20 protein-coding genes are annotated in these 24,636 nt (G+C 65.9%); 9 read left to right on the top strand and 11 right to left on the bottom strand.

Translation table 11 applies throughout. The features are described from left to right. Nucleotides 1-6 precede the first annotated feature (6 nt). From AC5P76_RS02685 to AC5P76_RS02675, 3 genes are all read right to left on the bottom strand, one after another. The gene (locus tag AC5P76_RS02685; protein WP_429000963.1) at nucleotides 7-840 is read right to left on the bottom strand and encodes a DUF3025 domain-containing protein; all 834 of its coding nucleotides are present in this window, start codon (nucleotides 838-840) and stop codon (nucleotides 7-9) included. Next, on the bottom strand, nucleotides 837-2,198 hold the full coding sequence (gene rimO / locus AC5P76_RS02680; protein WP_053516842.1) for a 30S ribosomal protein S12 methylthiotransferase RimO: 1,362 nt from the start codon (nucleotides 2,196-2,198) through the stop codon (nucleotides 837-839). Before rimO ends, AC5P76_RS02685 begins: the two co-directional genes overlap by 4 nt. Nucleotides 2,199-2,523: 325 nt before the next feature. Further along, nucleotides 2,524-3,225 carry a hypothetical protein gene (locus AC5P76_RS02675; RefSeq protein WP_253118677.1) on the bottom strand — a complete coding sequence of 234 codons (702 nt, stop codon included), beginning with the start codon at nucleotides 3,223-3,225 and terminating at the stop codon, nucleotides 2,524-2,526. 345 nt (nucleotides 3,226-3,570) lie between these two features. Between AC5P76_RS02675 and AC5P76_RS02670 the strand changes: the two genes are divergently transcribed. Genes AC5P76_RS02670 through AC5P76_RS02660 form a run of 3 tightly spaced genes read left to right on the top strand, consistent with a single transcriptional unit; the run spans nucleotide 3,571 to nucleotide 4,844 of the window. Continuing rightward, nucleotides 3,571-4,242, top strand: a complete 672-nt coding sequence (locus tag AC5P76_RS02670) for a dienelactone hydrolase family protein (protein ID WP_065174892.1) — start codon at nucleotides 3,571-3,573, stop codon at nucleotides 4,240-4,242. Continuing rightward, nucleotides 4,239-4,661, top strand: a complete 423-nt coding sequence (locus AC5P76_RS02665) for an HIT domain-containing protein (protein WP_053516834.1) — start codon at nucleotides 4,239-4,241, stop codon at nucleotides 4,659-4,661. The genes AC5P76_RS02670 and AC5P76_RS02665 overlap by 4 nt, the downstream gene beginning before the upstream one ends. Before the next feature lie 15 nt (nucleotides 4,662-4,676). Then, nucleotides 4,677-4,844, top strand: a complete 168-nt coding sequence (locus AC5P76_RS02660; RefSeq protein ID WP_005410498.1) for a LiaI-LiaF-like domain-containing protein — start codon at nucleotides 4,677-4,679, stop codon at nucleotides 4,842-4,844. 66 nt (nucleotides 4,845-4,910) lie between these two features. Here AC5P76_RS02660 and dcd read toward each other — a convergent pair whose 3' ends face one another. Beyond that, on the bottom strand, nucleotides 4,911-5,483 hold the full coding sequence (gene dcd / locus AC5P76_RS02655; protein ID WP_065174891.1) for a dCTP deaminase: 573 nt from the start codon (nucleotides 5,481-5,483) through the stop codon (nucleotides 4,911-4,913). Nucleotides 5,484-5,557: 74 nt separating this feature from the next. Further along, entirely contained in the window at nucleotides 5,558-6,412 is an 855-nt protein-coding gene (gene apbC / locus AC5P76_RS02650) for an iron-sulfur cluster carrier protein ApbC (protein WP_053516830.1), read from the bottom strand. Nucleotides 6,413-6,850: 438 nt separating this feature from the next. Between apbC and AC5P76_RS02645 the strand changes: the two genes are divergently transcribed. The 6 genes from AC5P76_RS02645 (at nucleotide 6,851) to AC5P76_RS02620 (ending at nucleotide 18,568) form a co-directional block, all read left to right on the top strand. Beyond that, the gene (locus AC5P76_RS02645) at nucleotides 6,851-9,802 is read left to right on the top strand and encodes a TonB-dependent receptor plug domain-containing protein (RefSeq protein ID WP_053516828.1); all 2,952 of its coding nucleotides are present in this window, start codon (nucleotides 6,851-6,853) and stop codon (nucleotides 9,800-9,802) included. A 97-nt stretch (nucleotides 9,803-9,899) separates the two neighbouring features. Further along, nucleotides 9,900-11,933: an alpha/beta hydrolase family protein gene (locus AC5P76_RS02640; RefSeq protein WP_253118676.1), complete on the top strand. Its 2,034-nt coding sequence runs from the start codon at nucleotides 9,900-9,902 to the stop codon at nucleotides 11,931-11,933. 172 nt (nucleotides 11,934-12,105) lie between these two features. Beyond that, complete coding sequence (locus AC5P76_RS02635; RefSeq protein WP_180876129.1) at nucleotides 12,106-14,208, top strand: M13 family metallopeptidase; 2,103 nt, start codon at nucleotides 12,106-12,108, stop codon at nucleotides 14,206-14,208. Nucleotides 14,209-14,374: 166 nt separating this feature from the next. After that, a complete protein-coding gene (locus AC5P76_RS02630; RefSeq protein WP_053516862.1) occupies nucleotides 14,375-16,381 on the top strand; it encodes a M13 family metallopeptidase in 2,007 nt (668 codons plus the stop codon). A 121-nt stretch (nucleotides 16,382-16,502) separates the two neighbouring features. Then, nucleotides 16,503-16,985 carry a VOC family protein gene (locus AC5P76_RS02625; RefSeq protein ID WP_053516822.1) on the top strand — a complete coding sequence of 161 codons (483 nt, stop codon included), beginning with the start codon at nucleotides 16,503-16,505 and terminating at the stop codon, nucleotides 16,983-16,985. Beyond that, on the top strand, nucleotides 16,982-18,568 hold the full coding sequence (locus tag AC5P76_RS02620; RefSeq protein WP_253118675.1) for a phytoene desaturase family protein: 1,587 nt from the start codon (nucleotides 16,982-16,984) through the stop codon (nucleotides 18,566-18,568). The genes AC5P76_RS02625 and AC5P76_RS02620 overlap by 4 nt, the downstream gene beginning before the upstream one ends. A 49-nt stretch (nucleotides 18,569-18,617) precedes the next feature. On the opposite strand, the gene AC5P76_RS02615 is transcribed toward AC5P76_RS02620, so the two are convergent. From AC5P76_RS02615 to AC5P76_RS02590, 6 genes are all read right to left on the bottom strand, one after another. Continuing rightward, nucleotides 18,618-19,292: a rhomboid family intramembrane serine protease gene (locus tag AC5P76_RS02615; protein ID WP_053516819.1), complete on the bottom strand. Its 675-nt coding sequence runs from the start codon at nucleotides 19,290-19,292 to the stop codon at nucleotides 18,618-18,620. 93 nt (nucleotides 19,293-19,385) lie between these two features. Next, nucleotides 19,386-19,814, bottom strand: coding sequence for an MGMT family protein (locus AC5P76_RS02610; protein ID WP_253118674.1), 429 nt, complete (start codon nucleotides 19,812-19,814; stop codon nucleotides 19,386-19,388). Beyond that, a complete protein-coding gene (locus AC5P76_RS02605) occupies nucleotides 19,721-20,641 on the bottom strand; it encodes a DMT family transporter (RefSeq protein ID WP_065181839.1) in 921 nt (306 codons plus the stop codon). The genes AC5P76_RS02610 and AC5P76_RS02605 overlap by 94 nt, the downstream gene beginning before the upstream one ends. 84 nt (nucleotides 20,642-20,725) lie before the next feature. After that, complete coding sequence (gorA, locus tag AC5P76_RS02600; protein ID WP_065181838.1) at nucleotides 20,726-22,084, bottom strand: glutathione-disulfide reductase; 1,359 nt, start codon at nucleotides 22,082-22,084, stop codon at nucleotides 20,726-20,728. Next, a complete protein-coding gene (locus tag AC5P76_RS02595; protein WP_253118673.1) occupies nucleotides 22,081-23,331 on the bottom strand; it encodes an NAD(P)/FAD-dependent oxidoreductase in 1,251 nt (416 codons plus the stop codon). Before AC5P76_RS02595 ends, gorA begins: the two co-directional genes overlap by 4 nt. A 3-nt stretch (nucleotides 23,332-23,334) precedes the next feature. Continuing rightward, nucleotides 23,335-24,579 carry a DUF418 domain-containing protein gene (locus AC5P76_RS02590; RefSeq protein ID WP_253118672.1) on the bottom strand — a complete coding sequence of 415 codons (1,245 nt, stop codon included), beginning with the start codon at nucleotides 24,577-24,579 and terminating at the stop codon, nucleotides 23,335-23,337. Between the last annotated feature and the right edge of the window lie 57 nt (nucleotides 24,580-24,636).

Here is a 24,636-nt window from a genome sequence, read left to right as displayed (position 1 = left end):
CCGGCGCTACCGGGGCAAGAGCGGCGGCGGGTACAGGCGGCCCTGCCGCAGCGGGCGGAAGTAGTCGGCGTTGCCATGGAAGGCGGCGTCCTGCTGCGGGTGCCAGCCGGGGATTCCGGCCAGTGGCAGCGGGCGCAGCTGCAGCGGATCGGTCACCGTCGCGCCCTGCTCGATCGCCCGGGCCACGGTCTCGATGCAGGCACCCTCATCATCGCCGCGCACCACCACGCACTTGCCGACCAGCAGGCGCCCCGGCAGCAACGCCTGTTCCATCAGTGCATGGCCGAACACCGCGGCGATGGTGATGCGACCGGCCTGCCAGTGCGGCGGCGCGAACAGCATCGGCCAGTCGTGGGCGTCCCACGCAGCGATCAGCGCATCGTCCTGGACGCACACGATCACGCCGGTCTCGTCGAACTGGGTCAGCGCCGCCTGCGCGCGATTACGTTGACCCGTTGGCATCGTGGCGACGTGCAGGCATTGCCGCCTGTTGAGCGCGTGCTTCAGCTGCGGGTGACACGCCCACATCAATGCATTGAACAGATCGTGCCAGCTCGCCGCACGGGTGGCGATACGCCCCTGCGCGATGCGCGTTTCGTAGTGCAGGCCATCGGCCAGCAACGCCGCATCCTGCTCGACCAGTCGCCGCCCGCGCAACGCCAGCCGCGCATCCAGCTCGGCAACGGTCGGCCAGCGGTCGCCGGACAGAAGATCGCGGAAGGCACGCACCCGGGCAAACAGCGGATGATCGAACACCGCCGGGTCCACCGCCGCGCGCGGCGGCGGCACGAATCGCCGAGGGCTGCCAGCGTGGCCGGCAGCACCCTCGGCCATGATCAGAGCACCTTCAGGTCGAAGGCCGGGCGCGTGGTCGGCGGCAGCGCGTCGCCATACAGATCGTGTTCGTCGCTCTCGGTGATTTCCACGTTGATGAATTCGCCTACGCGCAGCGGCACCTGGTCGGCATTCTGGATATGCACCAGTCCATCGATTTCCGGTGCATCGGCCCTGGAACGGGCCACGGCGATGTCACCTTCGATGGCATCGACCAGGCACTGCTGCACCGTGCCGATCTTGGCCTCCAGACGTGCGGCCGAGATCTGTGCCTGCTTTTCCATGAAGCGCGCCAGGCGCTCCTGCTTCACCTCTTCCGGGACAGGGTCCGGAAGAGCGTTGGCGGTAGCACCCTCGACCGGCGAATACGCGAACGCACCCACGCGGTCCAGCTGCGCCTCATCGAGGAACGACAACAGCTCCTCGAACTCCGCTTCGGTCTCGCCCGGGAAACCGACGATGAAGGTCGAACGCACGGTGATGTCCGGCGCGATGCGACGCCAGTTCTGCACGCGCTCCAGCGTCTTCTCCACCGCACCGGGGCGCTTCATCAGTCGCAGGATACGCGGGCTGGCGTGCTGGAACGGAATGTCCAGGTACGGCAGGATGCGGTTCTCGGCCATCAACGGCACCACGTCATCCACGTGCGGGTACGGGTACACGTAGTGCATGCGCACCCACGCGTCCAGTTCGGACAGGCCCTCGCACAGCGCTTTCAGGCGGGTCTGGTAGGCCTTGTCGCGCCACATCTTCTCGGCGTACTTCACGTCCACGCCGTAGGCGGAGGTGTCCTGCGATACCACCAGCAGCTCACGCACACCGCCCCGGACCAGGCGCTCGGCTTCGCGCAGCACTTCATCGACCGGGCGCGAGACCAGCTTGCCGCGCATCGACGGAATGATGCAGAAACTGCACGCGTGGTTGCAGCCTTCGGAAATCTTCAGATAGGCGTAGTGGCGCGGGGTCAGCTTGATGCCGTAGTCGGGCACCAGGTCCACGAACGGATCATGCCGGGGCGGTAGCGCCTCATGCACCGCCTCCATCACGCTCTGGTAGTCCTGCGGGCCGGACACCGCCAGCACGTTCGGGTACGCCTCACGGATCTGTTCGGGGCGCTTGCCCAGGCAGCCGGTGACGATGACCTTGCCGTTCTGGTTCATCGCCTCGCCGATGGCGTCCAGCGACTCCGTCACCGCCGAATCGATGAAGCCACAGGTGTTGACCACCACCACGTCGGCCGAGTCATAGGACGGGACGATGTCGTATCCCTCCGACCGCAGCTGGGTCAGGATGCGCTCGGAATCGACAAGGGCCTTCGGGCAGCCAAGGCTGACGAAGCCGACTTTGGGGTTCAGCTGGGACATGGAATCGCGGGACTCTGGGGGCCTGGGCCCCTGCCGGAGTGGCAGGGGTTCCTGGGGGCCGGGGCCTGAAAGGGCGCCAGTATACCGGGGTTGAGGGCCGCGCTCTGAACGGCCCCGGGGTGTACTGAGGGGAGCGTCCCGGATTCGGCCCCACGTGCCATCTCCATCAGCGGGGTACCCGTGAACGCGTCAAGGCCCCCGGCGGCTTGAGCTGGAGCTCCGGCTCGACCCGGCGGAACACGCTCCGACGGCTCGACGCTCACGGAGCGGCAATCGTCTCACGGCCCACCGTCGCAACGGACGCACAGAAGCGTTGGTTGCGACATCAATAGACGATGATTGGTCCGTTGTTTGTTGAGCAAACCCGCGGAATGCATGCTGACGCAGCAGTTGGGATAACGCCTCGCCTCACACCAATACACACCACCTGAAGGGTGTAAGAACCCGTGAATGGGCCCGCGTATTCATCACTCGCGGAGGTCATGCAGCGCCCATTATCAAGCGAGAGAGCTCCTGTAGATTTCCCTGCCAATGAACTCTGGAAACGAGCAGTTCCTACCGAATTGAAGTTGACTCCGATTGGCGCACTCCCACTGGGCGCCAATGCAAAGACGTAGTACCCCGCCTTGGGCTGCGTCATGTCGCTGGAGGCTGGATTCGAATCCTCCGCCGGATCTGAATCACCCTCACAGGACCAACCAACGACGGCCGACTCGCCAGATATCACGGTTTCGCCACGGCGCGCCTTGGAGTTCATGACTTCGCAGGCGGCCTGGTGGTAGAGCTTTGTGGCTTCATTCTGATCATCGTAACGATATACAAAACCGCCCTTTCCATTCTTGAAAAGGCGCACCTGGACAGCCACGTCGCCGCCTTCGAAATCAGAGAGGCGCACCGTCCGCTCAACCCACTGCCTGCCATCCGATGACGCCATCTGGCGGTCCTGGTACGACGATTGGTTGGCCATAGCCACCGTGTGCATTGTTGCCATCCCCAATGCACACAGAAGGCGAAATTCCTTTTTCATTTCATGAAACTCCATTTATCGGGCGCCTGCGCCTTCACGCCGCGCCCCGGAAACATGCCGAGATATGATCAGCCCCACATCGCCCCTCCAGACTGGAGTTCCGCGAACGAAACGCTATCTGCTCGCCCTCTTGGCTTCAGCAGGTGCTTTACTGAATCTACTGTCAGAGCCAGGCCGGATCAGATGTCAGAATCCCTGGCAGGATCGTCCGCGACGCATTCGGTCAAGTCGCGATCCGACGTCGCTCGATGCATCAGCCGCCCGATCACGCACAGCCGCAGACGCCGCGCTAACCCGCCCAGCGCCGACAATGCAGGCCTGTCCACTGCTATGAGGAACCCGACGATGTCCGAATGGATCACCCTGGATACGCATCATGGCCCGGTCCGGGCCTGGCAGGCCCTGCCGGCGGGCACGCCGCGTGGCGGCCTGGTGGTCGTGCAGGAGATCTTCGGCGCCAATCCGCACATCCGTGGCGTGGCCGAGCGCTTCGCCGCCGAAGGCTATGCCGTGCTGGCGCCGTCGTTCTTCGACCTGGTCGATGGCCCGGACGCCGACCCCGACGCCCTGCCCTATGACCCTGAAGGGGTGAAACAGGGCCTGGAACGGGTAAGTGCGCTGGGCATTGAACGGGCACTGGAAGTGGTGCGCGCCGCAGCAACCCGGCTTGCCCCCTTCGGCAAGGTCGGCACGGTCGGCTACTGCTGGGGTGGAACGGTGGCGATGCTGTCCGCGCTGCGCCTCGGCCTGCCCTCGGTGAGCTATTACGGCGCACGCAACGTGCAGTATCTGGACGAGACACCGAAGGCGCCGGTGATCTTCCACTTCGGCGCGCAGGACCGCAGCATCCCACCTGAGGCCGTGGAGGCACATCGCCAGAAGCTGCCGCAGATGGCGACCTATGTCTACCCGGCCGACCATGCCTTCAACCGCGAGGTCGGACATGCGTATGATCCAGACAGCGCCACCCTGGCGCTGCAACGCACCCTGGACTTCTTCACGGAGCATCTTGGATGAGCGATTTCGAACTTGATTCCCGCCTGGCCACCGACAGCGTTCTGGTGGCGCAAGGCCCGCTGTCGCAAGTGCGGTTGATGAACGACGAACGGTTTCCCTGGCTGATCCTGGTGCCGCGTCTGGCCGGGGTAACGGAGTGGATCGAACTGGACGGCGACCAGCAGGACAAGCTGCGCACCGAACTCAACCGCGCCTGCAAGGCCCTGAAGGGCTCCGACGGGGTGGAGAAGATCAACATCGGCGCATTGGGCAACATCGTGCGCCAGCTGCATTTCCACGTGATCGGCCGCCACGACGGCGATCCGGCGTGGCCGGGACCGGTGTGGGGCAGCGGTCCTGCGCACCGCTACGAACCGGACGCGCTGCAGCAGCATGTCGCCTACTGGAAGGAACGGCTAGGATATCCGGCCCACTCCTGAGACCGTGCCGACACGATGCGATTCAACCTCGTCGCCGCCATCCTGCTGATCCTGATCGGGCTGTTCATGCTTGCCAGCAACCTGGGCTGGACGCACCTGAACCTGTCCAAGCTGCTGCTGACCTGGTGGCCGGTGGCCCTGGTCGGCGTCGGCATCGCCATGCTGTTCGGCCGCGGCAAATAAGCGAAGGCGGCGCAAGCGCCGCCTTCGATCGAGCGACGCCGGGCATGACCCGGCGCTACCGGTCCGTCAGGTGCGCGGCAGGGTGACGCCGGTCTGGCCCTGGTACTTGCCACCACGGTCCTTGTAGGACGTTTCGCAGATATCATCGGCCGCCGCCTGGAAGAACAGCATCTGGGCCACGCCTTCGTTGGCGTAGATGCGCGCCGGCAGCGGCGTGGTGTTGCTGAACTCCAGGGTCACATGGCCTTCCCACTCCGGCTCGAGCGGAGTGACGTTGACGATGATGCCGCAACGCGCGTAGGTGCTCTTGCCCAGGCACACCACGAGGGTGTCGCGCGGAATGCGGAAATACTCCACGGTACGCGCCAGCGCGAAGCTGTTGGGCGGGATGATGCATTCGTCGGCGGTGATGTCGACGAAGCTGCCCGAATCGAAGTGCTTCGGGTCCACGATGGTCGAGTTGATGTTGGTGAACACCTTGAACTCGCGCGAGCAACGCACGTCGTAGCCGTAGCTCGAGGTACCGTAGCTGACGATGCGCTGGCCGTTGACCTGCTTCACCTGCCCGGCCTCGAACGGCTCGATCATGCCGTGCTGTTCGGACATGCGGCGGATCCAACGGTCACTCTTGATGCTCATGCTCTGTCCTGGGTGCGAGGGGGCGCGAGGATTCTAGCAGGGGGCCGGGCGCCACCGCCCTCCCCGCCCGGTCCCTACAGCAGCGACGACAGGATCGGGATCGAGGCACGCGGGCGCTTGCCCACTTCCTCGATGAGCCGCTGCGCGGCGTGGCGATAGGCCTGGGCCGGCAGGGAATCCGGCTGCGCGGCGGTGATCGGTGTGCCTGCGTCACCCTGCTCACGGATGCCGATCTGCAACGGCAGCGATCCCAGCAGCGGCACGCCGTACTGCGCCGCCATGCGCTCCCCGCCCCCCTCGCCGAACAGGTGCTCGACGTGGCCGCACTGGCTGCAGGTATGTACCGCCATGTTCTCGACGATGCCCAGCACCGGCACTTCGACCTTCTCGAACATCTTCAGTGCCTTCTTCGCATCCAGCGTGGCGATGTCCTGCGGCGTGGTGACGATCACCGCACCGGCCAGCGGAATCTTCTGGGTCAGCGTCAGCTGGATGTCACCGGTGCCGGGCGGCAGGTCGATCAACAGGAAGTCGAGGTCGTCCCACAGGGTGTCGTTGAACAGTTGGGTCATTGCCGAGGTCGCCATCGGCCCACGCCAGATCATCGGCGTGTCTTCCTCGATCAGGTAACCGATCGACATGGTGTCCACGCCGAAGGCACGCAGCGGTTCGATGCTCTTGTTGTCCGGGCTTTCCGGGCGGCCGGACAGGCCCAGCATGGCGGGAACGCTGGGGCCATAGATGTCCGCATCGAGCACGCCCACCCGCGCGCCCAGCTGCTGCAGCGCCACCGCCAGGTTGACGGCCGTGGTGGACTTGCCGACACCGCCCTTGCCCGAGCCGACCGCGATCACGTTGCGGATGCGCGCGTGCGGTGCCAGCCCCTTCTGCACCTGGCTTGCATGGGGACGACGGGTCGGACTGTTCACTGCGGGCTCCGGCGGAAAGTCAGGAAGGAGAACCCGACATCATACCGCCGGAGCCTCAAGGACCGGCGCGCAGGATCGCGTTGGTCGAAGATGTGGGCGCCGCGGAGAATTTTCGCTCCCTGTTCACCCCAGCCCCCCCGTTAAGGAAGCAGACACGATTTGCGAAGGAACAGAAAAACCAGTTGAATCAATACACTGCGCGGTTTTCGACACGCCTTGATACGTTCCGACAGGAAATCGACCACAGAAAGATGACTGTGTTGTGAACGTTTGACACGCTTGGTTAATGGCGTGTTAATCTCGAGTCACTGGCTTGTGAAGCCGGTACCAAAACCGGGCGGCGGCACGCTGCCGATACCGGGGTAGGGGCACACGGAGACGCCCGCAAGGTCATGTCCCCGGTGTACGACGCAATCATTCGATTCAAGGGGATTTCAGATGATCAATCGCAAGTCGCTCGGCAGGAACCCGCTGAGCTTCGCCCTCGCCTCTGCCGTGCTGCTCGCCGCAGCCGCCCCGGCGATTGCCCAGGATGCGTCGGGCTCGACGCAGACGACACAGGACACGCCGCAGGAAGCGCCGAAGTCCAAGGCGACCAATCTGGACACAGTGACCGTCACCGGTTCGCGCATCAGTCGCGACGTGTTCAACTCGGTTTCGCCGGTGCAGGTCGTGACCCGTGAGGAGACCACCCTGGCGGGCTTCAACTCGACGGCCGCCGCGCTGCAGAGCAACAGCGTCACTGCCGGCAGCGCACAGATCAACAACTCCTTCGGCGGATACGTCACCAATGGCGGCCCGGGTGCCAACACCCTGTCGCTGCGTGGCCTGGGCGCTACCCGCACCCTGATCCTGCTCAACGGCCGCCGCGTTGCACCGGCGGGCTCGCGCGGCTCGGTCGGCTCGGCCGACCTGAACGTGCTGCCCAGCGCGATGGTCGACCGCGTGGAAATCCTGAAGGACGGTGCTTCGTCCATCTATGGTTCCGACGCCGTGGCCGGCGTGGTCAACATCATCACCCGCAAGAACGTGGACGGTGTTGAAGCCGAGTTCCAGCACAACGCCACCGAGGGCGGCGGCGGCGACGAAACCCGGTACTCGATCGTGTTCGGCAGCACCGGTGAGCGCTCGCACTTCTCTGGTTCGTACGAGAACTACCGTCGCAATGAGATGACCATTGGCGATCGCAGCTGGGCCAGCTGCCCGACCGATAACCTGCGCGACATGGACGTGGGCAACTACTTCGGCAGCGGCGACTACATCGATCCGACCACCGGTAAGCCGAAGTGCTTCACCCTCGATTCCGGCGGCGTGACCATCAACACCCTGGGCACCGCCACCTTTGGCGGGTTCAACCGCTGGCGTCCGAATCCGGCCGTCACCACCGGCCGCCTGCCGGGCTATGAGTCCGTCGGCTACTACGACCGCGACACCTACGATCCGGGCCTGCTGAAGGAATCGCTGGTGTCCCCGGCCGAAACCCACACCCTGTTCTTCCAGGGTGGCGTGGATCTGGGCGTGATGGGCGACGCCGAGTTCTACTACGAGTTCCTCGGCAACAAGCGCGACTCCACCCAGACCGGCTACCGCCAGCTGTCGTATGACTACTCGGTCGGCAATCCGCTGCTCGGTAACCTGTCCAACCTGCCGGCCTTCGCCCTGCCGACGGAAACGTCCAATGGCAAGAACGTAGCGGCCCGCACCTTCATCGGCTTCGGCAACGACCGCAGCAAGCAGTCGGTGGACTTCTTCCGCGCCACCGCTGGCGTGCGCGGCAGGCTCGGTTCGGAGTGGAACTATGACTTCATGGTCAGCCACGCCGACTCGGATGCCGATTACACCTTCAACTCGTTCCTGACCGACCGCCTGGCACAGAGCCTGGATGTTGTGTCCGACGGCGCAGGCGGCTTCAACTGCGTGAACCCGGCCAATGGCTGCGTTGCCGCACCGATGCTCAACGCACAGACCCTGGCCGGCAATCTGCCGTACGAGTGGAAGAACTTCGTCTATACCCCGGTCACCGGCAACACCAGCTACCAGGAATCGACCGCGAACCTGAACGTCAATGGTCCGCTGTTCGATCTGCCGGGCGGTACCGCCGCAGGCGCCTTTGGTGTCGAGTACCGCAAGGCCAAGATCGACGATACCCCGAGCATCCACTCGATCAACCGCAACCTGTACAACCTGACCAGCTCCGACCCGACCCGCGGCAGCGACTCGGTGTGGGAAGCCTACGGCGAAATCGAACTGCCGCTGCTGTCCGGCGTCACCGCTGCCGAAGAGCTGACCTTCAACGCCTCGGCCCGCTACACCGACTACCAGTCCTACGGATCGGACACCACCTGGAAGCTGGGTGGCCTGTGGACGCCGGTCAAGTGGCTGTCGCTGCGTGCGTCCTACGGCACCTCGTATCGTGCTCCGGCGCTGTTCGAACAGTTCCTGGGTGCCACCAGCGGCTTCCTGAACGCCTCCAGCGATCCCTGCAACAACTACGGCTCGCGCAATCCGACCAGCCCACGCTACATCAATTGCGCTTCTGAGGGCCTGCCCACCAGCTTCACCGCGACCAACTCGGTACGCGTGGACTCCATCGGTGGCGGCCTGGTCGGTGCCAACCTGAAGGCTGAAACCTCCGACGCGTTCACCGTTGGCCTGGTGTTCCAGCCGGAGTTCGGCAGCGGCTTCGGTGATCTGTCCTTCGCCGTCGATTATTACGACATCGAAGTGGAGAACGGCGTTGCCCAGATGGGTGCCACCTACATCCTGAGCACCTGCTACAACGGCACCACCGGCGACTTCGCCGCCAACAACGGTCTGTGCCGTCTGATCAGCCGTTCGCCCAACAACACGCTGACGGTCCAGAACGGCTATGCCAACCTGGCCACCGACAAGGTGCGCGGCCTCGACTTCACGACCCGCTACGTGCGCGACATCGGTCCGGGCGAGTTCCGCGCCAATGTGCAGGTCTCGCGGTTCCTGGAGCAGTCCGGCAAGGTGTTCGAGGACGATCCGCTGGTTGACTCCAACGGCCTGATCAACAACCCGAAGTTCACCGGCCAGCTCGACCTGACCTATCGTGTCAAGGAATGGCGCGTGCGCTATGGCCTGAACTGGGTGGACAACATGTCCAGCTACGCGTACTACGAGGAAGATCCCGCAACCTCGGCGTACAAGCTGGCCGTGCCGAACTACATCACCCAGGACTTCTCGGTGCAGTACACCGCCGACAAGTGGCAGGCCACTGCCGGCGTGCGCAACTTCGCCGACAAGGAACCGCCGACCATCAGCCCGGGCGCCGGCATCTACAACACCGTCGGCAACGCCCCGCTGTACAGTGGCTACGACTACTTCGGCCGTACGTTCTTCGTGAACCTCAGCAAGAAGTTCTGAGCCATGCGTCAACAGCCGCCGCCCGCAAGGGCGGCGGCTGCTTTTGGGGTGGGTGCAATGCCCGCCTTCCCATTGCACGGACACAGTGAGACGTCGCATGAAGCACTACCTGCTGCTGGCCGCGCTGGCCGTCGCCGCGCCGCTGCATCTCAACGCCAAACCCGCGGTCCCCACGATCGAACAACTGGCCGCCTTCCCGGATATTTCAAGCCTTTCCGTGTCGCCTGACGGCACGCAGATCGCCGGTCTGCAGGCCCGCGGCGAAGAGCGCGTGATCCTGGTCTGGAAGACCGATGATCTCAGCGCAGCACCGACCACGATCGGTGCGGGCCGCATGAAGTTCCAGAGCGTGGGCTTCATCAAGAACGGGCTGCTGGCAGTCACGCTGTGGCAGCCCTTCGACCTGCGCACCGACCGGGTCAACAAGACCTTCATCAGCAAGTTCTTCATCACCGATACCGAAGGCAAGCAGTGGAAGGAACCGATCAGCGTTCCGCGCGCCACCAGCCGCAACGAAGAACTGGAACAGGCGCTGTCCAATGCCACGGTGCTGGACACGCTGCCCAACGACCCCGACCACATCCTGGTGGTCAACGGCTCGGGCAGCAATTCCGGTGACGTCTACAAGGTCAACCTGCGCAGCTTCACGTCCCAGCGCATCCAGAAGACCGAAGAACGTGTCGCTGGCTACCTCACCGATCTGAACAGCGAACTGCGCGCACGCCTGCGCCAGGACGTGGACGGTACCGGCGCCTACGTCGCCACCGAGTTCCGCAACCCTGCCACCAACGCGTGGGAAGAACATTTCCGCTCGCACGTGAAGGACCGCGATATCACCCAGGTCGTCGGTTTCGCCGATGACCCGAACATCGCCTTCATCCAGAGCAACGTCGGACGCGACAAGACCATCATCTATGAGTACGACATTACGGCCCGCAAACAGAGGGAAGTACTGTTCGAGCACAAATTCTTCAATGCAGGCACCGTTCATGTGAACCGTTACAAGGACGTCGAGGGCGTGCCGTTCGGCGCACTGCTCGGCGTGACCTACAGTGGTCCGCGCGAGAACGAGGTTGAATGGACCCATCCGGTGTTCAAGGGCCTCAACCAGGGCGTCCGACAGGCCCTGGGCATCCAGTCCAGCGACGTCACCCTTGTCGATCCCGCAACGGGCCAGCGCGCGACCACCCAGGCCGACACCGGCCGCGCGGTGCGCGTGATCGACTACAGCAAGGACCTGAAGACCTTTGTGCTGGCCGTCTCCGGGCCGGCGAACCCGCCGGAATACCACCTGTTGCGCAACGGCAAGCTGACCCTGCTGGCCAAGTCCTATCCGAAGATCGATCCGGCTGCGCTGGGCGATACCAGGCTGGTCTATTACAAGGCCCGCGATGGTCTGGATATTCCGGCGTTCCTGACCACACCGAACACCGGACTATGCGGTGCCGGCCCGTGGAAGGCGGTGGTGCATCCCCATGGAGGGCCGTGGGCGCGCGATGGCATGGACTTCGACGGTTCGATGTGGGTACCGCTGATGGCCTCACGCTGCATGGCGGTCCTGCGCCCGCAGTTCCGCGGTTCGGCCGACTGGAGCCGCAAGCTGTGGATGGCCGGTGACGCCGAGTGGGGCCAGAAGATGCAGGATGACAAGGACGACGGCGCCAAGTGGATGATCGAGCAGAAGATCGCCCAGCCTGGCCACATCGCCATGTTCGGCTTCTCCTACGGTGGTTATTCCGCGTTCGCCGCCTCGGTCCGCCCCAATGGGTTGTACAAATGTGCCATCGCCGGTGCTGGCGTCTCGGACATCAAGAAGATCTGGGCACGCTTCTATACCAACCCGTTCTTCCGCCAGGCGCAGTCCAAGACCGTTGACGGCCTGAATCCACTGGACAAGGCCGGCGAGATGAAGATCCCGCTGATGGTCTACCACGGTGACCGCGACCGTACGGTGCCGATCGAGCAGTCGGAGTGGTTCGTTAATAAGGCCAAGAATTCAGGACAGCCGATCGAATTCCACGCCATCGCCGACTACGCGCATGGCCCCGCGTGGACCCGAGCGATCATGGGCGACCAGCTCAAGTTGATCGACGACTACCTGACCAAAGGCTGCGGCGGCGGCGGCCTGTAAGCCCCGTCGCTGCCAGGCAAGGGCGCCCACGGGCGCCCTTGCCCGTTCTGGCCCTTGCACCCGCCCATGACCTTCGACACCCTTGCGGGGTAGGCTGGCGGCGTATCGTTCGGCCCACGGCCGTCCCCGCGGCTCTTCCCTGACTCACTCGGCCTGGAGGCCAAACATAGTGATCACGCGTACTCCCAAGATCGTGCTGCTCAGCCTGGCCGTGTCGGCCGTGCTGGCCGGCTGTGGCAAGAACGAAACCCCGGCCAAGGAGGCCGCTGCGCCTGCCCCGGCCGCCGCCGAAGCCACCACCTACACCCTGGATGAGAGCAAGCTGCCGGCCTATAACGCCTTCCAGCCCAGCGATCTGGACACCAACCTGGACGCCTGCACCGCATTCGGCGACTACGTCAACAGCAAGTGGCTGGCCGCCAACGAGATTCCCGGCGACCGCACCAGCTGGGGCGCGTTCACCATCCTCGACGAGCGTTCGGTGGCAGTGCAGCACCAGCTGGCCGAGCAGGTCGCGCAGGTCAAGAACCCGAGCCACATCGAGAAGATCGTCGGCGACCTGTGGGCCACCGGCATGGATGAGGCCAAGATCAACGCCCAGGGCATCGAGCCGCTGAAGGCCGACCTGGCCGCCATCGACGGCCTGCAGGACAAGGCCGCCATCGCCGACTACCTGCGCACCAGCGCAGCCAAGGGCGAGAACGTGCTGTTCGGCTTCGGCGCCGAGGCCGACTTCAAGAACTCGACCATGAACCTGGCCTATGCCAGCCAGGGCGGCCTGGGCCTGCCTGACAGCACGTACTACACCGACGCCAAGAACGCCGACAAGCTCAAGGCCTACCAGGCGCACGTCGCCAAGGTGCTGGAACTGTCCGGCGTGCCGGCAGCCGACGCCGCCAAGCAGGCTGAGGACGTGGTCAAGTTCGAGACCCGCCTGGCCAAGGCGTCCAAGTCGCGCGTCGAACTGTCGCGCAATGTGGAGCTGTACTACAACCCGGTCACCCTGGCTGACGCCGACAAGCTGACCCCGAACTTCAGCTGGACCGAGTTCTTCAAGTCGCAGGGCGTTGCTGCGCCGGAGAAGTTCTCGCTGGCGATGCCGGCCTTCCATGAGGAAGTGAGCAAGGCGCTGGGCGACACCGACCCGTCGGTCTGGCGCGCCTACCTGCGCTTCCACACCGTCGATGGCGCCTCGCCGTACCTGGCCGATGCCTTCGTCCAGGAGAACTACGCGTTCTACGGCAAGACCCTCAACGGCCAGAAGGAACAGAAGCCGCGTTGGAAGCGCGTGCTGGGCACCATCGAGAACGATGCCGGCGAAGCGTTCGGCCAGCTGTACGTGAAGGTTGCCTTCTCGCCGGAAGCCAAGGCGAAGATGGAAGAACTGGTGAAGAACCTGGCTGCCTCGCTGAAGGAACGCATCCAGGGCCTGAGCTGGATGAGCGAGGAAACCAAGGCCAAGGCCATCGCGAAGTGGGAAACCTTCACTCCGAAGATCGGCTACCCGGACAAGTGGCGTGACTGGTCGGGCCTGCAGACCCAGCGCGACAGCTACCTGGCCAACGTGCGTGCGGCCAACGAGTTCAACTACAAGTTCAATCTGTCCAAGATCGGCAAGCCGGTGGACAAGACCGAGTGGGGCATGACCCCGCAGACGGTCAACGCCTACTACAACCCGCTGCAGAACGAGATCGTGTTCCCGGCCGCCATCCTGCAGCCGCCGTTCTTCGATCCGAAGGCAGACGATGCGCTGAACTACGGTGGCATCGGTGCGGTGATCGGCCATGAGATGACCCATGGCTACGACGATCAGGGCGCGCGCTTCGGGCCGACCGGCAACATGGAAGACTGGTGGACGCCGGCCGACAAGAAGAACTTCGAAGGCCTGACCGGCAAGCTGGTCAAGCAGTTCGACCAGTACAAGGTTGACGGCCAGGCCGTGAACGGCCACCTGACCCTGGGCGAGAACATCGCCGACCTGGGTGGCCTGGCCACGGCCTACGATGCGCTGCAGAAGGCCTCGGCCGGCAAGGAAGATCCGAAGGTCGACGGCTTCACCCGCGATCAGCGCTTCTTCTTCAACTGGGCCACCGTGTGGCGTACCAAGTACACCCCGGAAAACGCCAAGGTCCGCCTGGCCACCGATCCGCACGCCCCGGCGCAGTTCCGCGCGATGGGCGCGCCCTCGAACCTGCCGACCTTCGCGGCCGCGTTCCAGTGCAAGGCCGGTGCACCGATGGCGCGCAGCGGCGAGCAGCAGGTGGTGATCTGGTAAGCCACGGCTGACGCCAAGGCAGACCTGCAAGGGCCCGGGATCTCCCGGGCCCTTGTTTTTGCGCGACCCGCCACGGCCGCCAGGCATACCGTGATACGTGCATGCTGCGCCCATGCGCGGCTTGCTATAGTGCGCCCGCCCTCAATCCATCATGGATTCGTTCTACATGCCCAATTTCCGTCCGCTTGCCATCGCCCTGGGCATCAGCCTGGCGACCCTGGTCCCGAGCCATGATGCGTTCGCCGCAAAGAAAAAGGCCGCCCGCGCCCCGGCCGTCAGTGCCCAGTGCAGCGACTTCTACGGCGCCACCAACGCTGGCTGGCTGAAGGCCAACCCGGTACCGCAGACCGGAGCCACCACCGCGCTGGGCCAGCTGGTCGAGCGCAGCAGGCAGCAACAGCGCGAACTGCTCGATGCGGCCATGACGTCGCCGCAGGGCAACGTGCAGAAGCTGCTGGGCGACTTCTGGGCCAGCGGCCTGGACGAGGCGGCGGTGGAAGCCGATGGCTCCAATCCGATCGCGCCGCTGCTGACCCGCATCAATGCGATCAAGAAATCCAAGGATGTGCCGGCGTCGATCGCTGCACTGCATCAGGTCGGCATCCCGGTCGCCTTCAACTTCGGTCCGGACGTCGACCTGAAGGCACTGGACCGTCATATCGGCTACTTCATGCAGGGCGGCATGGGCCTGCCGGATCCGGCGTTCTATACCCGCACCGATGCCGATACCGTGGCGCTGATGGGCCGCTACCGCACCTACGTCAAGCAGATCCTGGCGCTGACCGGTACGCCGGCAGCCAAGCTCGATGCGGAGTCGCAGGCGGTGATCGCGCTGGAAACCGAGCTGGCGCGCAATGCACAGTCGCTGGCCGGCATCAACAACCCGTTCAACAACTACGCGCCGATCTCCACCAAGGAACTCAACAGCCGCTACCGCAACCTGCAGCTGGAGGCGTTCCTGAAAGTACAGGGTGTGAACGACGATCTGGTATCGCTGGCCGACCCGGGCCTGTTCCAGCAGCTGGATGGCATGGTCACCAAGCTCAAGCCGGACCAGTGGAAGGCCTACCTGCGCTGGCGCGTGGGCGACTCGATGGCGCCGTACCTGTCCAAGGCCTACCGGGACGCCGAGTTTGAGTTCCGCGGCCGCGTACTGCGCGGGCAGACGCTGCCGCCGCAGCGCTGGGAAGCGGTGCTCGATGCCATCAATGTGGCGGCCGGTCCGATGGTCGGCCGCGAGTACGCTGCCCGCCATCTCTCGGCCGAAGACCGCCGGCAGGCGGCATGGATCGTCGACAAGGTCCGCGAGGTGCAGATCGAGGCCGTCAGGAACAGCACGTGGATGAGTGCCGAAGCCAAGGCTGAAGCACAGGCCAAGCTGGCGGCGCTGAAGATCGAGATCGGCACCCCGCTGCGCGACCTCGACTACACCGTGCAGCCGATGGGCCGGGGCTCGTTCGGTGGCAACATGCTGATCGCCTCGACCTGGCGCCATCGCGAGGAGATGAAGCGCATCGGCAAGGGCAATGCCGACCGTCGCTGGGACGTGCTGCCGCAACAGCCGTCGCTGGCCTATGACCTGGCGCAGAACCGCCTGATCGTCACCGCGGCCATCCTGCAGGGCCCGGTGTTCAACGCCAAGGCCGACAGCGCCGACAAGTTCGGCAGCTTCGGCGGCCTGGTCGGCCACGAGCTGACCCGTGCCATCGATGCCAAGGGCGCGCTGGTCGATGCCAAGGGCGAACTGCGCAGCTGGTGGACGCCGGCCGACAAGACGGCCTGGACCCTGCTCGGCAGCCGCGTGGCCGCCCAGTACGGCGCCTATGAGTTCCCGGGCGTGAAGGGCGCCAAGGTCAATGGCACGTTGACCCAGGAAGAGAACCTGGCCGACATCGCCGGCCTGGAACTGGCCTGGGCGGCCTACACCGCACAGGAGCCGAAGGCCAAGCCGGCCCAGCAGCAGGGCTTCTTCCGTGCCTGGGCCGCGTTGTGGGCGCAGCAGCTGTCGCCCAACGAAGCCGCACGCCGCCTGACCGCCGACATCCGCGCGCCGGGCATGTGGCGCACCAACGGCACGCTGGCCAACCTCCCGGCGTTCGGCGCCACCTTCAGCTGCAAGGCCGGCCAGCCGATGCAGCGCAGCGATGCCGAGCAGATCAAGGTCTGGCGCTGAGCCAGCCGTCCGTGACACGAAGGGCGCCCTCGGGCGCCCTTTTTTTTGCGCATGCAGCACGATCCGCCATTAACACGCGGCATGCTATCGCTGCGCCTTCGTCCTGCAGCGGAGCCCGACCATGGCCCACAAGAACACGATCTGCATCTGGTACGACAGCGAAGCACTCGAGGCCGCCACGTTCTACGCCGGGATCCTGCCCGACAGCGCGGTAACGGCCGTGCATCACGCACCGGGTGACTATCCGGACGGCAAGGAGGGCAACGTGCTGACGGTCGAGTTCACCGTCTGCGGCATTCCCTGCGTCGGGCTCAACGGCGGCACCGCGTTCAGGCACAGCGAAGCGTTCTCGTTCCAGATCCAGACCGAGGACCAGGCCGAGACCGACCGCCTGTGGAACGCGATCGTCGGCAACGGTGGGCAGGAGAGCCAGTGCGGCTGGTGCAAGGACCGCTGGGGCATCTCATGGCAGATCAGTCCGCGCATGCTGATCGAAGCGGTGACCAGCCCGGACAAGGCCTTGGCCAAGCGCGCCTTCAACGCGATGATGCCGATGAAGAAGATCGACATCGCGACCATCGAAGCGGCGATCCGCACCGCATGACCGCGTGGGATGCAGTCATCGTCGGCGGCGGCCACAATGGCCTGGTCTGCGCGGCCTATCTTGCCCGTGCCGGCAGGAAAGTACTGGTGCTCGAACGCCGTGGCGTGCTCGGCGGCGCAGCGGTCACCGAGGAGTTCCATCCGGGCTTCCGCAACTCGGTCGCCTCCTACACCGTCTCGCTGCTGCAGCCTAAGGTGATCGACGAACTGCAGCTGCACGCGCATGGGCTGCGCGTCGTCGCCCGCCCGGCCAACAATTTCCTGCCGTTGCCTGACGGCCGCTATCTGCTGTCGGCACCCGGCCGTACCCAGGCCGAGGTGGCGAAGTTCTCCGAACGGGATGCGCAGCGCCTGCCAGCCTATGAGGCGAGGCTGGAGGTCTTCGCCGACGTGCTGCGCGCCTGGGCCCTGCGCGCGCCGCCGGACCTCGGCGTCGCAGGCGGCTGGCGCGCATTGCCCGCACTGTGGCGGATGGGCCGGCTCGGCCGGGAACTGGCAGCACTGTCCCCTGCCCTGCGCCAGGAGCTGCTTGATCTGTTCACGCTGTCGGCCGCCGACTATCTGGACCGCTGGTTTGAAAGCGAGCCGATCAAGGCCCTGTTCGGATTCGATGGCATCGTCGGCAACTACGCCAGTCCGTACACGCCCGGCAGCGCCTATGTCCTGCTGCACCACGTGTTCGGCCAGTGCAACGGGGTGAAGGGTGCCTGGGGCCATGCAATCGGTGGCATGGGCGCGATCAGCCAGGCCATCGCTGCATCGGCGCGCGCAGCCGGCGCAGAACTGCGCGTGGATGCCGGCGTGAAGCGGCTGCTGGTCGAGCACGGACGCGCGGTGGGCGTTGAGCTGGCCGGCGGGGACGTACTGCGCGCGCGCGTGGTGGTGGCCAACGTCAATCCAAAACTGCTCTACGAGCAGTTGCTGGAGCCGGAGCAGGTGCCCGCGGCGACGCGCGAACGCATGGCGCAGTGGCGCTGCGGTTCGGGCACCTTCCGGATGAACGTGGCGCTGTCGCGGCTGCCGGACTTCCACGCCCTGCCCGGCGCCGGTGAGCACCTCAATGCCGGCATCATCATGGCGCCCAGCCTCGACTACATGGACCGCGCGTGGCTGGATGCGCGGCGCGACGGCTGGTCGCGCGAGCCGATCGTGGAGATGCTGATTCCCAGCACGCTGGACGATTCGCTGGCGCCGCCGGACCAGCACGTCGCCAGCCTGTTCTGCCAGCATGTGGCACCGGTCCTGCCCGACGGTGGGCATTGGGACACGCATCGCGATACCGTCGCCGACCTGATGATCGCCACCGTCGATCGGTACGCGCCCGGCTTCGCCGACAGCGTGCTCGGTCGGCAAGTGCTGTCACCGCTGGATCTGGAGCGGACGTTCGGCCTGGTGGGCGGCGATATCTTCCACGGTGCGCTCAGTCCCAACCAGCTGTTCTCGGCGCGGCCGATGATCGGCCAGGCCGGCTACCGCGGTGCCCTGCCCGGGCTTTACCTGTGTGGTTCAGGCACGCATCCCGGCGGCGGCGTGACCGGCGCGCCGGGCCACAATGCCGCGCAGGTGATCCTGCAGGATCTGTAGGGGTGTGCCAACCACGGTTGGCACCTGCTGCATCAAATGACCCTGCGGATCATTTGACGCTGCGCAGATGATTCGGACGGTTCGGCGGGCCGGGGGGACGGCGCTTGTTGAACGGTGGCTGGCCGCGCCAGTAGCGGATCAGCAGCCAGCCGAACAACATGCCACCCAGGTGCGCGAAGTGCGCCACGCCCGGCTGCCAGCCGGTCATGCCCAGCACCAGTTCACCGACACCGAACAGGATCACGAACGTGCGCGCCTTCATCGGAATCGGTGGGAACAGCAGCATCACCCGCTGGTTCGGGAACAACATGCCGTACGCCAGCAGCAGGCCGAACACACCACCGGACGCGCCCAGCACCGTGGCCGGATTCTCCAGCAGCGTCCCCACCAGCAGCTGGCAGACGCCGGCGCCCGCCACGCATACCAGGTAGTAGAGCAGGAAGCGCTTCTCGCCCCAGGTCTGTTCCAGCGGCGCACCGAACATGAAAACGGCCAGCATGTTGAAGAACAGGTGGCCGAAGCTGCCGTGCAGGAAGCCGTAGGTCAGCAGCTGCCACGGCTGGAAGTTGCCACCCGGGGAGAACGCATCGAAGCCCTGCTGCAGCGGCTGCAGCATGAACGGCTCGAAGGTCTGGTTGCCGAGCAGGAACGGCTGCTGCAACAGGAACAGGATCGCGTTGGCGATCAGCAGGGCCTTGGTGACGGTTGGCAGTCGCGGGAACATGGGGACACCGGCATGGAACGGTCTCCATCATAGCCGCACCATCGTGTCGTGTCGGCGTCTGCCGCGTGCGGCCCGTTCAGACCCCGGTCGCGCTCAGCCCGGTCCCCACACGGCGGCATCCAGCGCCGCCGCCGGGTCGGACGCCGGCATCCGCACCCGGCCGTTCTCCACCACCACGCCTTCCGCGCGCAGCCGCTGCGACTGTTCCCGCCAGCCCGCCGACCCCTCCGCCATGGCGATGCGTCCGTCAGAACGCAGCACGCGGTGCCAGGGCAGTGTCGGGTCATCGTTCTGGCCGAGAATGCGTGCCGTCAAGCGTGCCCGCCCCGGCAGGCCCGCGCGCATCGCCACCTGTCCATAGCCCATCACGTGTCCCGGCGGGATCGCGTGGATCACCGCCAGGATGCGCGCGCGCGCCTGGTCCGGCGTCAGCGGCGCAGACGCGTCACCAGCAGCACGCCGAGCAGGACCAGCACGGTGCCGGCGATCTGCGCCGGCCCCATCGGTTCGTCGAGCAGCCATAGGCTCATCACGATGGTGGAAACAGGCCCCAGCATACCGACCTGCGCTGCCAGCGAGGAACCCACGCGCTGCACCGCCAGCATGATCGCCAGCACCGGCAGCACGGTGCAGACCGTGGCGTTGACCAGCGACAGCCACTGCACCGGTGCAGGTGCCTGCCACAGCAGTGGCAGCGGATGGGTGATGGCGAAATGCAGCAGCACCAGACCGCTGGCCACGCAGCTGGCATAGGCGGTCAGGCGCACCGCGCCGATCCGTGCCACCACCTGGCCGCTGCCGAACAGGTACAGCGCATAGCTGAGCGCGCTGCCCAGCACCAGCAGGCTGCCGACGATGATCTGCCCGCCCTCCCGCTGCAGATCGTGGCCGAACGCCAGCAGCACCCCCAGGTAGCTCAGCACCAGCGCGGCGACCTGCCAGCGCCCTGGCCGCTGCCGCGCCAGCAGCACGTTGATCAGCAGCACCAGCGTCGGGTTGAGGTAGAGGATCAATCGTTCCAGCGTGACGCTGATGTACTGCAGACCCTGGAAATCCAGCAGGCTGGACAGGTAGTAGCCGGTGAACCCCAGCCACAGCACGCGCGCCCGGTCTGCCCACGACAGCGGCTCGACACGGCGCGAAGCCCACACCGCCATCAGTGCGAACAGGGGCAGTGCCATCAGCATGCGCAGCGCCAGCAGCGTGGTCGCATCGACACCGTGGCGCAGGCCGAGCTTGACGATCACCGCCTTGCCGGATGCGGCAACGGCGCCGATCGCCGCCAGGCCGATTCCCCCCAGGGCGATGCGTGGGGATGCGGTGGCGATGCGCGGGGAGGAGCTTGACATGGGAACAGCGGCGGGCCGCGCAGGGCGGCCCGGGGGTGCGTGTGGACGCCCATTGTCGCATGGCCCGACGCGGCAACCGCAGCGTCAGCGCATCAGCACCACTTCCTCTGCGGAGGTCGGGTGGATCGCCACCGTGTCATCGAACTGGGCCTTGGTCGCTCCCATCTTCACCGCCACCGCGAAGCCCTGCAGGATCTCGTCCGCGGCCTCGCCCAGCAGGTGCACTCCCACCACGCGCTCTTCCGGCCCGGCGCAGACCATCTTGAACAGGCTGCGCTGGGTACCGTTGGCCAGTGCCTGCAGCATCGGCCGGAAACGGCTGTGATAGACCGTCACCTGCTTGAAGCAGGCACGCGCCTCCTCCTCACCCATGCCCACCGCCCCCAGCGGCGGATGCGAAAACACCACGCTGGCCACATTCTCATAGTCCATCTTCGACTGTGGGCGGCCACCGAACAGACGGTCCATCAACCGACGCGATGCAGCCACCGCCACCGGGGTCAGGCCCACCTTGCCCGCGATATCCCCCACGGCATGGATGCTGGGTACCGCCGTGGTCTGCCATTCATCCACCTGCACCTGCTCGTGCTCGCCGATGTCGATGCCCAGCGCCTCCAGGCCCAGGCCCCGGCTGTTGCCACGGCGGCCGGTGGCGAAGAACACCGCGTCGAACACGCTGTCCATGGGGCCATCATGGCCGAAGGCGCGGACGCGCTCACCGTCGCGCTGCAGTTCGCGCAGGCGGTAATCAAAGTAGATGCGCACGCCCTGCTGGCGGAGGTTTTCCGCCAGCTGATCGGTCAGCTCGTAGTCGAAGCGTTCCAGCAGGCGCTTGCCGCGTACCAGCAGGCTCACCCGGCTGCCCAGCGCCTGCAGCAGCCCGGCCAGCTCCACCGCGATGTAGCCGCCGCCGATGATCGCGACCTCGGCCGGGGCCGCACGCAACTCGAAGAAGTCGTCGGATACCAGGCCCAGCTCCGCGCCGGGGATGTCCGGACGCTGCGGGTGCGCTCCGGTGGCGATCAGGATGTGGTCGGCGGTGTAGCGCACCCCGTCGCTGCAGGCCACCGTGTGCGCGTCGAGCAGGTGGCCGCGCGCCGGGATGCGGACGACGCCGGTTTCATCCAGACGCTTGTGGTAGCTGGTATGGATGTTGCTGATATAGGCCTGGCGATGGATCACCAGTTCCTTCCACGACAGTGCCGGTCGTGGCGGCACATCGAAGCCCATCGCGCTTGCCAGGCCGATACGCTCGTGCAGATCGGCGGCCAGCCACATCGCCTTCTTCGGTACGCAGCCAACATTGACGCAGGTCCCGCCCAGTTCACCGGGTTCCAGCAGCGCTACGCGCTTGCCGTACTGCGCGGCGCGGATGGCGCCGGCCAGGCCGGCAGAGCCGCCGCCAAGGACGATCAGGTCGTAATCATGTGAAGCCGTGTTCATCGGAATCGCTCGGGTCGGTAAGGGGCAGGATCGATCGCTGGCGTGCGGCCACAGACGAGATCGGCGATCAGCTGGCCGGTGCCGGCACTCATGCTGATGCCGAGCATGCCATGCCCTGCCGCAAGCCAGACGTGAGGATGCGCAGGCGCGCGGCCGATCAACGGTACATCGTCCACGCTCATCGGACGCCAGCCGCACCACTGCTCCTGCAGCTGCTCGCCACGAGGCATGCGCAGGTGGCGATCAGCGGCCAGCTGCAACGCCTGCAGGCGCTGCGCACGCAGCTGCGGGTCGGCACCGGCGAATTCCATCGTGCCCCCCAGTCGCAGCGCGTCGCGCCAGGCGATCACGAACACGGAGTGATCTTTCAGCACCACCGGACGGGCCGGCACCAGCGGCGGGCGTGACCAGGTCAGCGAGTACCCCTTGCCGGGCTGGATCGGCACCCGCAGGTCGAGCAGCCGTGCCCATCGCGGCGACCACGGGCCGGTGGCCAGCACCAGTTCGCGCGCGCGCAGCGTGCGTCCGCCGGCCTGTACCCGGACCCCGTGTACGTCGCCGCTGAAGCCCTGCATCTCGACCTGCTCGTCGATCTCGACGCCCTGCGCACGCAGTACCCGCGCCAGCTCCGCAGTGAATCGGTCCGGGCGCAGCTGCGCGTCGCCGGGGAAATGGATCGCACCGGCAAGCCGATCATGGAACGCCGGATTGTCGCGTGCGTAGTGGCCGCCATCGATGCAGCGGGTCGCAATGCCGTGCGCATCCAGCGCCTCGCACTGGGCGATATGCTGATCGAAGCTGCGTGCATCACCGAACACGTAATCCAGGCCGCGCGTCTCGAATTCACAGTCCAGCCCATGGGTTCCCACCCATTCGGCCAGGCGCACGCGGGAATCATTCAACAGCGCAGCGCGCGCGCGCGTGGCCTGCAGCCAATGCCGCGCATTGCAGCGCGCGCTGAACTGCAGCAGCCAGCGCCACAGTGCGGGATCGAGGCGGCTGCGCACATACAGTGGCGCGCGTGGGTCGAGCATCCAGCGCAACGCACGCAGCGGCACACCCGGCGCGGTCAGGGGCGGTGCATGACTGGGCGTGACGGTGCCGCAGTTGCCGTACGACGTCGCTGCGCCCACGCGGCCACGATCGATCACCCGTACCTGCCGTCCCTGTCCGCACAACGCCAGCGCAGTCGCCAGGCCGATGGCACCGGCACCGATCACGATCACGTCATCGCGCGCCCCCTGCATCGGTCAGCCCCTTCCAGCCTCGCGGCGCATCGGCGGCCACTGGCGATAGGTCATCGCCCGCCACAGCCACTCCATCGGTCCGAAGCGGAAGCGGCGCAGCCAGGCATGGGAAAGCGCGACCTGCGCGGCGAACAGCAGCACAGCGAAGAGCAGCTGCACGCTGCGCGGCATCACGTCGAAATAGCCCAGGCCATGGTGGTAGAACACCCAGGTGCACAACAGCGACTGCCCCAGGTAGTGGGTCAGCGCCATCCGGCCGACCGGCGCCAGCCAGCCCAGCCGCGCGCGCCACTGCACGATCCAGGCGAGGTAGCCCAGGCACATCGGCAGCGCGCCGATCGTCACCAGCGCCATCGCCGAGGTCACACCAAGGTCGTAGGCACCGGGTGCCAGGTAAGGTTTCCAGGCCACACCCAGCACGGTGACCAGCAGGCCCAGCGGCAAGGCGACCCAGCGCAGCGCCGCGAACAGGCGCGGATGGCGTTCCGGCGCGGCCAGGGCACCACTGCCGGCCAGTCCACTGCCGATCAGGAACATGCCCAGTACCGCCGGGCCGGTGATCAGCAGCGCCCCCATCGACGAACCAAACTCATGCAGGCGCTGGATGCAGGCCTGGATCCAGTTGCCGTGTCCGTAGACCATGCGCTCCCGGGCGATGCTCTGCTGCGCGTCGACCAGCATCTGCTGCGCGTCCTGCGGCGTCGCCAGTGAAACCATGGCACCGAGCAGCATCATCATCGCCGCGCCACCGAGGTAGACGATGACGCCCATCCACGGCAGCCAGCTGCGCGGTGCCTCGCGGCACGCAAGCAGGGGCAGCGACGCCAGCGCGTAGAGCACCAGGATGTCGCCGGACCAGACCAGCAGCGCGTGGCACAGGCCGATCAGCATGAGCCCGGCGCTGCGGCGCAGATAGAACGGAGTGAACTCGCGGCCGGCGGTCTCGGCGCGCTGTACCATCACTGCGAATCCGGCGCCGAACAGCAGCGAGAACAGGGTGAAGAACTTGCCCTGCACGAACACATAGACGAAGGCGTCGGCCCAGTAATCGATCCCCTGCCAACGCACGTCGATACCGGTGAATGCCAGGTCCAGCGGTCCGCTGAAGGCCTCCATGTTCATCAGCAGGATGCCCAGCAACGCCGCCCCGCGCAGTATGTCCAGCACGGCGATGCGGTCGCCGGAGGCGACCGGCTGCAGGGAAGACGAAGCGCTGTTCACAGGACATCCGGCGGGCAGGTCCTTCATTATGCAGCCCGCTTGCGCGCCGTGGACGAGCGCGCGGTGTTCCAGACATGCAACGGC

It is taken from the genome of Stenotrophomonas sp. YJH_SMC_36, from assembly GCF_059369935.1.
The sequence above is the reverse complement of the archived record's forward strand: the minus strand, read 5'-3'. Positions and strand labels throughout refer to the sequence as shown.

Bases quoted from the DNA above. Each gene is read 5' to 3' on its own strand.
- rimO (WP_053516842.1), bottom strand. From the start codon at position 2,198: ATGTCCCAGCTGAACCCCAAAGTCGGCTTCGTCAGCCTTGGCTGCCCG.
- AC5P76_RS02675 (WP_253118677.1), bottom strand. From the start codon at position 3,225: ATGAAAAAGGAATTTCGCCTTCTGTGTGCATTGGGGATGGCAACAATG.
- AC5P76_RS02670 (WP_065174892.1), top strand. From the start codon at position 3,571: ATGTCCGAATGGATCACCCTGGATACGCATCATGGCCCGGTCCGGGCC.
- AC5P76_RS02665 (WP_053516834.1), top strand. From the start codon at position 4,239: ATGAGCGATTTCGAACTTGATTCCCGCCTGGCCACCGACAGCGTTCTG.
- AC5P76_RS02660 (WP_005410498.1), top strand. From the start codon at position 4,677: ATGCGATTCAACCTCGTCGCCGCCATCCTGCTGATCCTGATCGGGCTG.
- dcd (WP_065174891.1), bottom strand. From the start codon at position 5,483: ATGAGCATCAAGAGTGACCGTTGGATCCGCCGCATGTCCGAACAGCAC.
- AC5P76_RS02645 (WP_053516828.1), top strand. From the start codon at position 6,851: ATGATCAATCGCAAGTCGCTCGGCAGGAACCCGCTGAGCTTCGCCCTC.
- AC5P76_RS02640 (WP_253118676.1), top strand. From the start codon at position 9,900: ATGAAGCACTACCTGCTGCTGGCCGCGCTGGCCGTCGCCGCGCCGCTG.
- AC5P76_RS02630 (WP_053516862.1), top strand. From the start codon at position 14,375: ATGCCCAATTTCCGTCCGCTTGCCATCGCCCTGGGCATCAGCCTGGCG.
- AC5P76_RS02625 (WP_053516822.1), top strand. From the start codon at position 16,503: ATGGCCCACAAGAACACGATCTGCATCTGGTACGACAGCGAAGCACTC.
- AC5P76_RS02620 (WP_253118675.1), top strand. From the start codon at position 16,982: ATGACCGCGTGGGATGCAGTCATCGTCGGCGGCGGCCACAATGGCCTG.
- AC5P76_RS02615 (WP_053516819.1), bottom strand. From the start codon at position 19,292: ATGTTCCCGCGACTGCCAACCGTCACCAAGGCCCTGCTGATCGCCAAC.
- AC5P76_RS02610 (WP_253118674.1), bottom strand. From the start codon at position 19,814: ATGGCTGCTCGACGAACCGATGGGGCCGGCGCAGATCGCCGGCACCGT.
- AC5P76_RS02605 (WP_065181839.1), bottom strand. From the start codon at position 20,641: ATGTCAAGCTCCTCCCCGCGCATCGCCACCGCATCCCCACGCATCGCC.
- gorA (WP_065181838.1), bottom strand. From the start codon at position 22,084: ATGAACACGGCTTCACATGATTACGACCTGATCGTCCTTGGCGGCGGC.
- AC5P76_RS02595 (WP_253118673.1), bottom strand. From the start codon at position 23,331: ATGCAGGGGGCGCGCGATGACGTGATCGTGATCGGTGCCGGTGCCATC.
- AC5P76_RS02590 (WP_253118672.1), bottom strand. From the start codon at position 24,579: ATGAAGGACCTGCCCGCCGGATGTCCTGTGAACAGCGCTTCGTCTTCC.